The sequence below is a fragment of the Bradyrhizobium sp. LMG 9283 genome, from assembly GCF_045571415.1.
GTDB lineage: Bacteria > Pseudomonadota > Alphaproteobacteria > Rhizobiales > Xanthobacteraceae > Bradyrhizobium.
In genome coordinates this window covers 3903232-3916912 of record NZ_CP120691.1, presented here as the reverse complement: position 1 = coordinate 3916912, position 13681 = coordinate 3903232, and the positions used below count along the sequence as shown (strand labels likewise).

The following is a 13681-nucleotide window of genomic DNA, read 5'->3' as shown; positions in this document are numbered from 1 at the left end:
CCCTGCATATTTCCTTCTAAGCGATGGCTATCACGCTCCGTCTGTGTGAATATCGGTCCGGCACGTGCGCACCCGCATGACAACGGCCGACGCCTTGAACGATCCCTTGCCCCAGACCATCGCCGCCGAAAGGCTGCGCCAGCACCTCGAAGACCTCGCGCGCGAGCGCGACAACGCCTATCGCGCGCTGCAGGAGCGCGAGGCCGAGCTCGCACGCATCCAGCGCATCGGCAAGGTGGGTGGCGTCGAGGTCGACTTCCGCGAAGGGTTCAAGAACCGCCGTTCGCCCGAATATCTGATGATCCATGGCCTGCGCCCCGAGGCCGCGGACGAGACGCACGAGGACTGGGTCAACCGCATCCATCCCGAGGATCGCGACGCGACCGTCAAACATTTCTTCGACGCACTCGCCGGAACGAGCGAAGACTACGTTGCCGAATACCGCATCATCCGTCCCAGCGACGCCGAGACCCGCTGGATCCGGGTCGTCGCGAAGATCGAGCGCGACAAGGATGGCTGCGCCATCCGCCTCGTCGGCGCCCATATCGACATCACCGACCAGGCGCTGGCGCGCGAGACGCTGCGCGAAAGCGAGGAGCGGTTTCGGCTGATCGCCGACAGCGCGCCGGTGCCGATCTGGGTGACCAAGCTCGACCGCAAGCGGTCCTTCGCCAACCAGGCCTATGTCGATTTCGTCGGCCTGCCCTACGACCAGGCCATCGATTTCGACTGGCGCAAGGTGCTGCATCCGGACGACCTGCCGCATGTGCTGCAACAATCTGTCCAAGGTGAAGCCTCGCTGAAGCCGTTCGTGCTGGAAGCGCGTTACAAGAACGCCGGCGGCGAATGGCGCTGGCTGCGCTCGGAATCGCAGCCGCGCTGGGACCCCACCGGCAAGCATATCGGCTTCATCGGCGTCGCCCACGACATCACCGTCGCCAAGCAGGCCGAGATCGAGCTCAGGCAGCTCAACGAGACGCTGGAGCAGCGCATCGCCGAGCGCACCGCGGAGCTCGAAGCCAACCAGGCGCGGCTGCGCGCGATCCTGGAGACCAGCAATCAGTATCAGGGCCTGGTCAATCTCAAGGGCGAACTGCTTTACGCCAACAAGACCGCACTCGACGGCATCAAGGCGAATTCCGCGGACGTGATTGGAAAGCCATTTTGGGACACGCCCTGGTTCAGCGCGACCGAGGGCATGAGCGAGCAGGTGCGCGAGGCTTTCGACACCGTGCTCAAGGGCGAAGCGGTCCGGCTGGAGATGCGCCTGCGGCTGCCGATCGGCGAGCGCGATTTCGATTTCGGCATGCGCCCCGTGCTCGACCGTCACGGCAACATCACCGGCGCGGTGCCCGAGGCCGTCGACATTACCGAGCGTCGCCGCGGCGAGGAAGCGTTGCGTCAGTCGCAGAAGATGGAGGCGATCGGCCAGCTCACCGGCGGTGTCGCGCACGACTTCAATAATCTCCTCACCATCATCCGGTCGGCGACTGACTTCCTGCGTCGCCGCGAGTTGCCCGAGGAGCGCCGCCGCCGTTATGTCGATGCCATCTCCGAGACGGTCGAGCGCGCCTCCAAGCTGACCGCGCAGCTCCTGGCCTTCGCGCGGCGGCAGCCGCTGAAGCCGCAGATCTTCAACGTTGGCAATCAAGTCGAAGGCGTGGCGCAGCTGGTCCGGCCTTTGGTCGGCGGCCGCATCGAGATCGCCGTGGAGGTTCAGGATGCCGATTGCTTCACCGTGGCCGACATCGCCCAGTTCGAGACCGCGCTGATCAATCTTGCCATTAACGCCCGCGACGCCATGGACGGCGAAGGCCGCCTCGGCATCGCCGTGCGCAAGGTCCGGGGAATTCCGAGCCTGCGCGCACATTCGGCGCGCGGCGGCGATTACGTCGCCATCTCCGTCACCGACACCGGCAGCGGCATCGCGCCGGAACACCTCGACCTGATCTTCGAACCGTTCTTCACCACCAAGGAGGTCGGCAAGGGCACCGGCCTCGGTCTCAGCCAGGCCTTCGGCTTCGCAAAGCAGTCCGAGGGCGACATCGCCGTGACGAGCAAGCGAGGTCAAGGCGCGACCTTCACCATCTACCTGCCGCGGGCACAAAGCCCCGCCACCGACAAAGAAGCGGCGGCGCTGACCAGCGAGGCTGCGACCACCGGGCGCGGCTACCGCGTGCTCGTGGTCGAGGACAATGACGATGTCGGCCAGTTCTCGACAGAGCTTCTGGAAGACCTCGGCTATGTCGTCCGCCGCGTCGCCAACGCCAATGCGGCGCTCGCGATCCTCAGCGAGAACGAATTCGCCGTCGACCTCGTGTTCTCCGACGTCATCATGCCCGGCATGAACGGCGTCGAGCTCGCCGGAATCATCCGCGAGCGCTATCCGGGCCTGCCCGTGGTGCTCACCAGCGGCTACAGCAATGTGCTCGCCGAAAGCGCCCATCGCGGCTTCGAGCTGATCCAGAAGCCGTATTCGGTCGAGTCGCTCTCGCGCATCCTGCGCAAGGCGATCACGGAGAAGCTGCCGGTGGCAAGGTAATGTGAACCAAGCAAACCGCTGTCGTCGCGGACAAGCGCGCGCCGATCCGGGACCCATGACCACAGCGAGAGATTATCGGGCCGGCTGGTAACCACCAATCTTCGCCAAACAACATCCTGTGATTATGGGTCCCGGATCGGCGCTTACGCTTGTCCGGGACGACAGCAGAGTGTTGGGCTGCGATCCACGTCACGACCAGATGAAGGCAATACATCCATGAAACCCGCCCTCCTCTCCGCCTGGCAGACCTGGGCACTGCTCTCCGCCTGCTTTGCAGCGCTGACCGCGATCTTCGCCAAGGTCGGCGTCGAGAACATCAATCCGGACCTTGCCACCTTCATCCGCACCATCGTGGTGCTGCTCGCGTTTTCGGTGCTGCTCTTCCTCACCGGGCAGTTCACCGCGCCGTCGGACGTTTCGCCGAAAACCTGGCTATTCCTGGTGCTGTCGGGACTCGCAACCGGCGCGTCCTGGCTCTGCTATTTTCGTGCGCTGAAGCTCGGACCGGCGACGCTGGTGGCGCCGATCGACAAGCTCAGCGTCGTGCTGGTCGCCCTGTTCGCATTCGTCTTTCTCGGTGAGCGGCCGACGGCGCAGGGCTGGGCCGGCATCGCCATGATCGGAGCCGGCGCGGTGCTGCTGGCGGTCAAGTTTTGAGGTACTGATCAGGCGGATAGGTCCCAGGATGCAGCGATGCGCTCTCTTCGAATCCGACTGCTGGCTCTGTGGATCATGCTGGTCGTCTCCGGCATTGCGACCGGCTATCTGCTGTTCGAATCGTTCCAGCAGACCGCCAATGCACGGCTCGCACGATCCGAGGAGCTTGTTGCCCGGGCCTGCCGCGATCTCGCCGACCGCTATCAATTCTTCGTCGCGGGTTGGGGCGGCGGACCGATCGACGATCGACTCAAGAGCGAGCTGACCGGCGTGACCCGGACCGCTCTCGCCGGCGCGGCCGGCGTAGAAGGCGGCATCTGGCAAGCGAACGTCGGCTCGCTGGGCTATGCATTTCCGACCTATGAGGGAACCGGCCCGAAAACCGACCTGCCGTCGGCCGAGCAAAACACCATTGGCGAGGTCAACGCCGAGGCATTGCGTTCCGGACACCCTGCATCGATCCGGCAAGCCGGCCGATCGCAGGTCCTCATCGTGCATGCGTGCCCGTTGCGCGGGCCGCTGCAAGGGGTCACCGGCTGGACCATGACGCGCGTCTTTACCGCCCAGGGACCTGCCTATAATCAATTGCTGGCCGGCCTCGTCGTTCTGGCACTGACGATCTTCGGATCGGCCATCTGGCTCGCTCGGCTGCTCTACACTTGGTCGCGCAAAATCGCGCTGATCGAGCGCGCCCTTGACGACCGGCGGGATGGTGTCGTCGATCTGCCGAAGCTTGCACGTACCGGCACGCCCGAGCTCGATCGGCTGGTGGACGCACTGAACGCGACCGGTGAGCGTCTCTCGCTCGAGCGCCGGCGCGCCGCGAGCGCGGAGCGGCTTGCCGCGCTCGGCCGCCTGTCGGCCGGCCTTGCACATGAGATTCGCAATCCGATCGCCGCAATGCGCCTGAAGGCCGAGAACGCGCTCGCCGTTGCCGACGGCTCACGCAGCAACGCGGCTCTCGGGACCATCCTGCAACAGGTTGACCGGCTCGACATCCTGTTGCGGGATCTGCTGGATATGACCCAGGCGCACGAACCGAAGCTTGCGGAGGTCGATCTCGCATCTTTCATCGACAACGCCGTGGACGCCCATCGCGAGCTCGCGGCCGCCATGGACCTGATCCTGACTGCGGGAACCGAGGGCGCATGCTCGGAGTTGCCAAGGTTCGACCCCTTCCAGATGCAGCGCGCGTTGGACAATCTCATTCTAAACGCCATCCAGAATTGTCCACCCGGTGGCTCCGTGGCGGTCGAAGCCCGTCGCCGCGATGGCCACCTGATCCTGCGGGTTGCCGACACCGGCACCGGCATTTCCGACGAGCTGCGCGAACGCCTCTTCGAGCCATTTGTCACCGGCCGCGCCGACGGGACCGGGCTCGGCCTTGCCATCGTGCGCGAGATCGCGCGAAATCATGACGGCGAAGCACGGCACGTACCGACCCCGCGCGGCGCGACGTTCGAGATCGAGGTGCCATGGCGACCGTCCTGATTGTCGATGACGATGCCGCGCTGCGCGACGGTCTGGCCGAAGCGTTGACCGATCTCGGCCATACCGCTCGCCTGGCGGCGTCCGGCCGCGAGGGCCTCGCCGCGCTCGGCGACGATGTCGATGCCGTGCTGCTCGACCTGCGCATGCCCGGCGGCATGGACGGGATCGAGGTGCTGCGCCGGATCCGGTCGGCCCATAATGCGCCACCGGTCGTGGTGTTGACGGCCTTTGCCAGCGCCGCGAACACGATCGAGGCGATGAGGCTCGGTGCCTTCGACCATCTCAGCAAGCCAATAGGACGAGACGATCTGAGCGCCTTGCTGAACCGCCTCCCCAAACGCTCGCATTCGATCGCAGGGCCCGCGCCAGATGCGGGCGACGGTCTGATCGGATCAAGTGAGGCGATCCGCCAGGTTCAGAAAGCAATCGGGCTTGCGGCCGACAGCGATGCGACCGTCCTGATTCACGGCGAGACGGGCAGCGGCAAGGAGCTGGTGGCGCGCGCACTCCATACCTACGGCAAGCGCAAGGATGGTCCGTTCATCGCGGTCAATTGCGCCGCCATTCCCGAGGACCTGCTCGAGAGCGAACTGTTCGGTCATGTGAAGGGCTCCTTCACGGGCGCGACTGCGGACAGGACCGGCGCGTTCCGCGATGCCGCCAACGGCACCCTGTTCCTCGACGAGATCGGCGACATGCCGCTCGCCATGCAGGCAAAAATCCTGCGCGCCCTCCAGGAGCAAGTCGTTACTCCCGTCGGCGGCAAGCCGGTACGCACCAGCGCGCGCATCATCACCGCCACCCATCGCGATCTGGCCAAGCTCGTCGGGGCGAAGGAATTTCGCGAGGACCTCTACTACCGGCTCAACGTGGTGCCGATTGCGATTCCGCCGCTGCGGGAGCGCGCTGCGGATATCCTTCCTCTGGCCGAGCACTTCCTTGCTCGCGTTGCCGTCCCAAGCGGACGGCACAAGCAGCTCACCGCCGCGGCGGTCGCAAAGTTGCAGCGGCATGGCTGGCCCGGCAACGTCCGCGAGCTTCGCAATGTGATCGAGCGGGCCTACATCCTGAGCCGCTCCGACGTGATCGGGAGCGACGACATCGACACCAGCCGTGCCGACGTGCTCCCGGCAGATTCCCCTCCCGATGCGGACCTTCCGGCCGCAGTCGCGCAGCTCGAGAAGATGATGATTCTGCGCGCGCTGGATGCGTGCGGCGGCAACCGGACGGAAGCCGCGCGGCGGCTCGGCATCAACCGCCAGCTCCTCTACACCAAGATGCAGCGCTACGGGATTGCTGTCGACGCGTCAGAAAACCTGACGGGCCGTGTCAGCAAAGACGACGAATAACGCCGGCGTCATCGCGACAACTCCTTTGAGATCAACGACCTCGCGACTGGCACACCGCTTGCCAAAGCTTGGCAAGCGACATGGTCGCGAAATCGAAAGGAGTTGTTCCATGAAGACAGCACGCATGCGATGGCGGCTCTGTGCACTGCTCGCCAGCACGGCGATCGGCCTCAGTGCGACCGCCTACGCGCAGAGCACAGGCCCCGTCTGGGATTCCTCGCAGCTTCCGGAGTCACGCGGCACCGTCAAGCAATACACGCTGACACCGCGCGGCGACGTCGATGGCGTCATCCTGACCGATGGCACCGAGGTGAAGCTGCCGCCGCACCTGACGGCACAAACGGTGTTCTCGATCCGCCCGGGCGACCAGGTCTCGATTCGCGGCTTGCGGGCTCGTGCGGTGGCCCTGGTCGATGCCGCATCGATCACCAATGTCACCACGGGCCGCAGCGTCGTCGACAGCGGCCCGCCCGACCGACGCGATCGCAGTCAGGAACAGCCGATCAGTGGCAGGATCGCCGCGCCGCTGCACGGCAAGCGCGGCGAAGTCAACGGCGCGCTGCTGGAGGACGGCACCGTGCTGCGCCTTCCCCCGCCAGAGGCAGAGCGTTTGCAGGACTGGCTGCGGCAGGGTCAGCCCGTCTCGGTGCGCGGCGCTGTTCTCGATACGCCACTCGGCAGAGTGGTCGACGTGCAGGCGATCGGAAGCTCGCCGGAGCAGATGATCGAGCTCGCCGGCGCCCGGCCGCCTCGTGGTCCTGCGGATGGACCCGACCGGCGCGGACCGCCTCCGCCCGCCTTTGGTCCTCCGCCTCCTCCACCTCCGCGCAGCTAACGCGTCCATTCACTCAACCGAGAAAGGAAAACACCATGCATTGGATCGATCCCGCCTGCCTGCCCGAGGTCGAGGGTACCTTCGAGCGCTTCATCCCTAATCCCCACGGGGAGGTCGATGGATTCATCATGAAGCCTGACGGGCGGACCGCAATCCTGGTCCACACGCCGCCACACCTGGAGAGCGAGCTGACCCGCTATCTTTCATCCGGCGACGCCGTTCGCGTTCGGGGCTTGCGGCCGCGCAGGGCCGATCTCCTCGCAGCCGTCGCCATCACCTCGTCGGGTGGACGACAGATCATCGACGAGGGCCCGGAGCCCGACCGCAAACGTCCAAAGCTCAAGCATCAGCCGATGGCGGCCGAAGGCAGCGTACGGGTGTCTCTGTTCGGCCCGAAGGGCGAGCTTCGCGGCGCACTGCTTTCCGACGGCGTCGTTCTTCGCATCGGGCCCAAGGAAGCCGAGCGCGCCGCGCCGCTGCTCGCGCCGGGTGCAAAGGTCGCCGCGCGCGGTGACGGAGCAGAGACCCGGCATGGCCGGGTGATCGAGGTGCTGGAGATCGGACCAGGCCTGCATGCGCTGAAGCCCGTCAAGAAGCCGAAACCCAAAGGCAAGCCCAAACCCGACGCCGAGGCCCGTGCGGCCTAGGCAGGGCGTTCACGGCGAGGACGAAACGCGCCGCATTGGACTGGAGGCTATCGTGTCCACACATGCAGATCGCAGACGCGCCAGCCGCGCGCTGGATGCGGCCAACTTCTTCCTCGCCGACGTCCGCGATGGTCTCGGTCCCTATCTTGCAATCTATCTCCTCACGGAGCAGCGGTGGGACGAGGCCCGCATCGGCATGGTGATGTCGGTCGCCACGCTCGCCGGCATCGTCGCGCAGACGCCGGCGGGGGCGCTGATCGATTCAACTGGGGCCAAGCGTCCGGTGATGGCCGTCGCATCCATTCTGGTGACGGTCGCCTCACTGATGCTGCCGCTCTTTCAATGCTTTGTGCCGGTCGCGATCTCGCAAAGTATAGCGCATGCGGCCAGCGTGATTTTCCCGCCGGCGCTCGCCGCCGTGTCGCTCGGCACTGTCGGCCACCACGCCTTCACCGCGCGGATCGGGCGGAACGAGACGTTCAATCATGCGGGCAATGCCGTGGCGGCGGCGATCGCGGGTATCGGGGCCTACCATTTCGGCCCGACCGTCGTCTTCTACCTTCTCGGCGCCATGGCGACCGCGAGCCTCGTCAGCATCCTCGCAATCCCCACTCGCGCCATTGACCACGATCTTGCCCGCGGGCTGCACGATGCGGTTGCGGGCAGCGAGCGCGAACAGCCATCAGGCCTCGGCGTGCTCCTGACCTGCCGTCCCCTGCTTGTCTTCACGATCTGCGTCCTGCTCTTCCACCTTTCCAATGCAGCCATGCTGCCGCTGGTCGGGCAGAAGCTCGCTCTTCAGGACAAGAATATCGGCACCAGCCTGATGTCGGCCTGCATCGTCGCGGCGCAAATTGTGATGGTGCCATTCGCGATGCTGGTCGGCGCCAGGGCCGACAGCTGGGGGCACAAGCGCTTCTTCCTCGCCGCATTGCTGATCCTGCCTGTTCGGGGGGCGCTTTACACACTCTCCGACAATCCGTTCTGGCTGGTCGGCGTGCAGCTTCTCGACGGCATCGGCGCCGGCATCTTCGGCGCGATCTTCCCCGTCATCGTGGCCGATCTCATGCGCAACACCGGCCGCTTCAACGTGGCGCAGGGCGCGGTCATCACCGCCCAGAGCATTGGAGCTGCGCTCTCGACAACGCTCGCCGGCTTCGTCGTGGTCGGTGCGGGCTACAGTGCGGCTTTCATCACGCTCGGCGCGGTTGCGGCGATCGGCGCCGTCATCTGCCTCCTCGCCTTGCCCGAGACGCGGCATGGCACCTTGCGGCCGCAGGGGAAGACAGCGCCTCCAGCATCGGCTATCGCTGCCGAATGATCCCGCTTCACATTGAGGACTGAACGTGCCGTCTGACGCCATCTGGGCCTGGAGCATCATCGTAGCCGCGACCGCAGGCGTCATCATCCGCCCGTTTCGCATGCCCGAGGCGATCTGGGCCGTCATCGGCGCAGCCGCGCTGGTGGTGCTTGGTTTCCTGCCCTGGCATGACGCGCTTGTCGGCATTGAGAAGGGCCTCGACGTTTATCTCTTTCTGATCGGCATGATGCTGATCGCCGAGCTGGCGCGGCTCGAAGGCCTGTTCGATTATCTGGCTGCGTTCGCGGTCGAGCATGCACGCGGCTCGCCGCAGCGGCTGTTCCTGCTGATCTATCTGGTCGGCACGCTGGTCACGGTGCTGCTCTCGAATGATGCTACCGCCATCGTGCTGACTCCGGCCGTCTATGCCGCCACGCGCGCGGCCGGCGCCAAGCCGCTCCCCTATCTCTTCGTCTGTGCCTTCATTGCCAATGCCGCAAGCTTCGTGCTGCCGATCTCCAATCCGGCCAACCTCGTCGTGTTCGGCAAGAACATGCCGCATCTGGGGGTCTGGTTGCGCCAGTTCGCTCTGCCGTCGCTTGCCTCGATTGTTCTCACCTATGTCGCCCTACGCCTTGCCTTGCATCGCGAGCTGAAGGACGAGACCATCGAAAAGCGGGTGCCTCATCCTAAACTCAGCCGCGGTGGCCTGTTGACGGCCTACGGCATCGGCGCCATCGGCATCGTGCTGATCTGGGCCTCGGCCCTCGACCTGCAATTGGGTCTGCCCACCTTCATCTGCGGCGTGGCGACGGCAGCGATCGTGCTGCTGATCAGCCGGCAATCGCCTTTGCCCGTGCTGCACGGCGTCTCCTGGAGCGTGCTGCCGCTGGTTGGAGGGCTCTTCGTCATGGTGGAAGCGCTGGTGAAGACCGGCGTGATCGCGCAGCTGAGCGCACTGCTGCACCAAGCTGTGGCGCAGTCCGTGGCGAAGGCCGCCTGGAGCGTCGGTATCGCCACCGCGCTCGCCGACAACATTGCCAATAACCTTCCAGTCGGCCTCGTCGCCGGCTCGGTCGCCGCCAACGATCATCTCCCCGCATCCGTCGTCAGCGCCATCCTGATCGGGGTCGATCTCGGCCCTAATCTGTCGGTGACCGGCTCGCTCGCCACCATCCTCTGGCTGGTCGCGCTCCGGCGGGAGAAGATCGAGGTCGGCGCCTGGCCGTTCCTCAAGCTCGGTCTGCTGGTGACGCCGCCTGCTCTGATCGCGGCCTTGGCGGCCGCGATCAAGTAGCATTCTCTCCTAGTCGTTCTCGTAGCCGTAGACTTCCGGCAAGATGAAGATCGCGGCGAGCAATCCGATCAGCGGGAAGATGGCGACGAACAGCGTGGCGTTGGCCTGGCCGATCGCGGCGAACAGCGAGGGGAACAGGAAGATCGCCAGGAACGACGGCAGCTTCACGAACATGTAGGCGAAGCCGCTGGCGGTGCCGCGATATTTCGGCTTGGCGACCATGGTCGGGATCGTCATGCAGTTCGAGGCGTCCCAATAGTGGCCCCACAGCATCGCGGCGGCCGCGAACGGCAGCAGCATTTTGTTGTCGGTGTAGAGCGCGAAGGCCGCGACGAGCAGCGATACCAGCACGATCGAGAAACCGGCGATCGAGATGCCACGATGGCCGATCTTCGGCGTCAGCAAGGGCCCGACCCAGCCCGACAGCCCCGCGAAGGCAAACAGCGCCATCGTCACCAGATTGTTGCCGAGAATTGACGAAACGCCGACCATCGCGAACAGCACCGGCAGGTAGAACGCGAAGGTCGAGAACTCGCTTGCTTGCATGAAGCAGGCGATCCAGCCGTAGACCGTCGCGCGCCAGCGGATCGGATCCTTCTTGAGGTCGGCGAGGAAGGCGCGGGTCGAGACCTTCGGCACCTGGACGTCCTGGTCCGGCAGCATGTCGAGATTATCGTTGAACATCTCGCGCGCGACCTGCTTGGCCTCGCGGTAGCGTCCCTTCTGCACCAGCCACACCGCCGTCTCCGGCACGTCATGGCGCATGATAAGGATGATCAGCGCGGGCACCGCGCCGAGGCCGAGCGTGACGCGCCACAGCATCTCATGATTCATGTCGATCAGGAGGAAGATCACGATGACGCCGATGGTCAGGACCTCGCCGACGGCGAACATGAACTGCCAGCGGTTGCCCATGACCTCGCGCTCGCCCTTGGCCATGGATTCCATGATGTAGGTGTAGCCGGTCGAGATGTCCGAGCCCAAGGGAATGCCGAGCAGGAAGCGGATCACGACGAGCCAGGCAACGTTCGGCACGAAGGCCTGCGCCAGCGCCAGCACGATGAACAGCACCATCGTCACCAGGAACATCACGCGGCGGCCGATCTTGTCGGATAGCCAGCCGCCGAGCAGTGCGCCGATCAGGGCGCCGCCTTGCGTGCCGGCCGCGGCAAGGCCGAGCATCAGCGGATCGGGATTGTACTGCTCCTTGATGAAGATCAGCACGAAGGCGATTGAATAGAGGTCCCAGGCTTCGACCAGGATCGAGGCCATCATCAGCCAGCCGACCTTGTTGCCCTTGGGGCTGTAGTTCGTGATGAGGTAGCGGACCGCGGCTTCGCTCGCGGTCGGTTTTGCCATCGCCATCGTTGACATTCTTCTTCCTTTCTTCAGAACTCTCTACGCGCCGAGCAGCGGCTCGATGCTGCAATCGAGCAGGCGCGGATCGATCCCCGCCTCCATGCCCGTGAACATCTCGCCCATGTAGTCGATCAGCGCATCGCTGGCCTTCACGGCGTCCGCGACGCGGCGGTTGGCGACGGCTGCGAGAATGGCGAGATGATGATCGATCGTGCCTGATAGATCCGCCTGCCCCGGCATAAAGCGGTGGTGGATGTAGCCGATGCGGCGATACAACGTGTGCAGCGGCCGCAGCGTATGCACCAGGAACGGCTCGCCCGCGGCCTCCAGCACCAGCGCGTCGATGCGACGGTCAATATGATTGAATTCGTCGAGGGTCAGGCTGGCGCGACGCTCGCGCAAGAGGCGCTCGATGTGCAGCGCCTGGTTGCGATGCGAGAGGCTGGCGCGATCGGCCGCAAGGCGGATCACGAAGCGCTCCATGTCACGGCGCAGGCCGAGCAGCATGCGCTCGCGCGCCAGATCGATCGGGGCGATGTGCAGGCCATGACGTGGGCGGATGATGATGAGCGTGTCGGCCGAGAGACGATTGACGGCGTGATGCACCGGCGTGCGGCCGAAGCCCGTGATCTGCTGCAATTCCAGCATCGTCATGAACTGGCCGGGCTTGAGCTCGCAATTCACCAGGAGCTCTTCGATTCTTTGATAGGCCAATTCAAAGAAGTTGAGACGGTTGCTCCGGGAGGGCCTGCCTCCGCCGTCATCCTCGCTTCTCACAACCTCGAGCGCGCGCTTGCGCCGTGCCATGTCGTCCTCCCGTGAGCCCGCATTCTGCTTGCAGGTGCGCCTTGGCAGGTGGCGCCTGTTTGGTGATGTCTCTAAAACATGTTGTGATATATTACAAGCAGGCGTAAGACTGCGGCCGGGCGCGCCGCGATTGGCGGCGCGGAAATGACAACAAACGGGCGCGCTATGCTCCCGAGGGGAGGACTGTTGCCGTGAAGATCACGTCGATCGAGACCCTGCGCACCGAGGAATTCTCCAACGTCATCTGGGTCCGCATCCACACCGACACGGGTGTGATCGGGCTCGGCGAAACATTCTACGGCGCCGGCGCGGTCGAGGCGCAGATCCACGACACCTTTGCCGGCCGCCTGCTCGGCCGCAATCCGCTGCACATCGAGGCGATCCACCGCGACATGCTGAACCTGCCGATGGCGCAGTCCTCCACCGGCGTCGAATATCGCGCGGCCTCCGCCATCGACATCGCGCTGTGGGATTTGTTCGGCAAGGTCTGCAATCAGCCGGTCCACCAGATGCTCGGCGGCCTCTGCCGCGACAAGCAGCGCATCTACAACACCTGCGCCGGCACACAATATGTCCGCTCAACCAATATCAGCCCGGTTGCGAACTGGAATCTCGGTGCCTCCAAGGGCCCCTACGAAGACCTCGACGGCTTCATGAACCGCGCCGATGCACTGGCCGAAAGCCTTTTGGAAAGCGGCATCTCCGCGATGAAGATCTGGCCGTTCGATCCGGCTGCGCAGGAGAACAAGGGCCTCTACATCACCGCCGCCCAGATGAAGCAGGCGATCGAGCCGTTCGAGAAGATCCGCAAGGCCGTCGGCGACAAGATGGAGATCATGGTCGAGCTCCATTCGCTGTGGAATCTGCCGACCGCCAAGCAGATCGCACGCGCACTCGAACCTTACAAGCCCACCTGGTACGAAGACCCGATCCGGATGAACTCGCCGCAGGCGCTGGCCGAATATGCCCGCTCGACCGACGTCTGGGTCTGCGCCAGCGAGACCTTGGGCTCGCGCTTCCCCTACAAGGACATGCTCGACCGCGACGCCATGCATGTGGTGATGGCGGATCTGTGCTGGACCGGCGGTCTCACCGAGGGCCGCAAGATCGCGACGATGGCCGAGACCTATCACCGTCCCTTCGCGCCGCATGATTGCATCGGCCCGATCGGCTTCATCGCCGCCATCCACATGTCGTTCAGCCAGCCCAACACGCTGATTCAGGAATCGGTGCGCGCTTTCTACAAGGGCTGGTATAATGAGCTCGTGACCACCATGCCTACGATCAAGGACGGTTACGTCTATCCGATGGAAGGACCCGGCCTCGGCGTCGACCTTCTGCCCGCCGTATTCGAGCGCTCCGATCTCACCGTGCGCCGTTCCAACGTCTAAGGATTC

The 13681-nt window shown here is 64.9% G+C and carries 11 protein-coding genes; 9 read left to right on the top strand and 2 right to left on the bottom strand.

Features of this window, described 5'->3' with window-relative positions:
* Positions 1 to 64 precede the first annotated feature (64 nt).
* The 8 genes from P6U29_RS18390 (at position 65) to P6U29_RS18355 (ending at position 10118) form a co-directional block, all read left to right on the top strand.
* Complete coding sequence (locus P6U29_RS18390; protein ID WP_407118853.1) at positions 65 to 2542, top strand: PAS domain S-box protein; 2478 nt, start codon at positions 65 to 67, stop codon at positions 2540 to 2542.
* 216 nt (positions 2543 to 2758) lie between these two features.
* Positions 2759 to 3199: an EamA family transporter gene (locus P6U29_RS18385; RefSeq protein ID WP_407118852.1), complete on the top strand. Its 441-nt coding sequence runs from the start codon at positions 2759 to 2761 to the stop codon at positions 3197 to 3199.
* A 36-nt stretch (positions 3200 to 3235) separates the two neighbouring features.
* On the top strand, positions 3236 to 4690 hold the full coding sequence (locus P6U29_RS18380) for a sensor histidine kinase (protein ID WP_407118851.1): 1455 nt from the start codon (positions 3236 to 3238) through the stop codon (positions 4688 to 4690).
* A complete protein-coding gene (locus P6U29_RS18375) occupies positions 4675 to 6039 on the top strand; it encodes a sigma-54-dependent transcriptional regulator (protein WP_407118850.1) in 1365 nt (454 codons plus the stop codon). Before P6U29_RS18380 ends, P6U29_RS18375 begins: the two co-directional genes overlap by 16 nt.
* 109 nt (positions 6040 to 6148) lie before the next feature.
* The gene (locus P6U29_RS18370) at positions 6149 to 6874 is read left to right on the top strand and encodes a hypothetical protein (RefSeq protein WP_407118849.1); all 726 of its coding nucleotides are present in this window, start codon (positions 6149 to 6151) and stop codon (positions 6872 to 6874) included.
* Between the two features lie 35 nt (positions 6875 to 6909).
* Positions 6910 to 7521 (top strand): hypothetical protein, encoded by a 612-nt coding sequence (locus P6U29_RS18365; RefSeq protein WP_407118848.1) that lies wholly within the window; start codon positions 6910 to 6912, stop codon positions 7519 to 7521.
* 52 nt (positions 7522 to 7573) lie between these two features.
* On the top strand, positions 7574 to 8842 hold the full coding sequence (locus P6U29_RS18360; RefSeq protein WP_407118847.1) for an MFS transporter: 1269 nt from the start codon (positions 7574 to 7576) through the stop codon (positions 8840 to 8842).
* 25 nt (positions 8843 to 8867) lie between these two features.
* Positions 8868 to 10118, top strand: a complete 1251-nt coding sequence (locus P6U29_RS18355) for an arsenic transporter (protein ID WP_407118846.1) — start codon at positions 8868 to 8870, stop codon at positions 10116 to 10118.
* 9 nt (positions 10119 to 10127) lie between these two features.
* Here the strand turns inward: P6U29_RS18355 and P6U29_RS18350 are convergent, their stop codons facing one another.
* Positions 10128 to 11492, bottom strand: coding sequence for an MFS transporter (locus P6U29_RS18350; protein ID WP_407118845.1), 1365 nt, complete (start codon positions 11490 to 11492; stop codon positions 10128 to 10130).
* Between the two features lie 24 nt (positions 11493 to 11516).
* The gene (locus P6U29_RS18345; RefSeq protein WP_407118844.1) at positions 11517 to 12284 is read right to left on the bottom strand and encodes a GntR family transcriptional regulator; all 768 of its coding nucleotides are present in this window, start codon (positions 12282 to 12284) and stop codon (positions 11517 to 11519) included.
* 191 nt (positions 12285 to 12475) lie between these two features.
* Here P6U29_RS18345 and P6U29_RS18340 point away from each other — a divergent pair, with 191 nt between their 5' ends.
* Positions 12476 to 13675, top strand: a complete 1200-nt coding sequence (locus tag P6U29_RS18340; RefSeq protein ID WP_407118843.1) for a mandelate racemase/muconate lactonizing enzyme family protein — start codon at positions 12476 to 12478, stop codon at positions 13673 to 13675.
* Positions 13676 to 13681 lie beyond the last annotated feature (6 nt).

Coding starts and splice junctions, on each gene's coding strand:
- P6U29_RS18370 (WP_407118849.1), top strand. CDS start 6,149: ATGAAGACAGCACGCATGCGATGGCGGCTCTGTGCACTGCTCGCCAGC.
- P6U29_RS18375 (WP_407118850.1), top strand. CDS start 4,675: ATGGCGACCGTCCTGATTGTCGATGACGATGCCGCGCTGCGCGACGGT.
- P6U29_RS18345 (WP_407118844.1), bottom strand. CDS start 12,284: ATGGCACGGCGCAAGCGCGCGCTCGAGGTTGTGAGAAGCGAGGATGAC.
- P6U29_RS18385 (WP_407118852.1), top strand. CDS start 2,759: ATGAAACCCGCCCTCCTCTCCGCCTGGCAGACCTGGGCACTGCTCTCC.
- P6U29_RS18350 (WP_407118845.1), bottom strand. CDS start 11,492: ATGTCAACGATGGCGATGGCAAAACCGACCGCGAGCGAAGCCGCGGTC.
- P6U29_RS18380 (WP_407118851.1), top strand. CDS start 3,236: ATGCGCTCTCTTCGAATCCGACTGCTGGCTCTGTGGATCATGCTGGTC.
- P6U29_RS18365 (WP_407118848.1), top strand. CDS start 6,910: ATGCATTGGATCGATCCCGCCTGCCTGCCCGAGGTCGAGGGTACCTTC.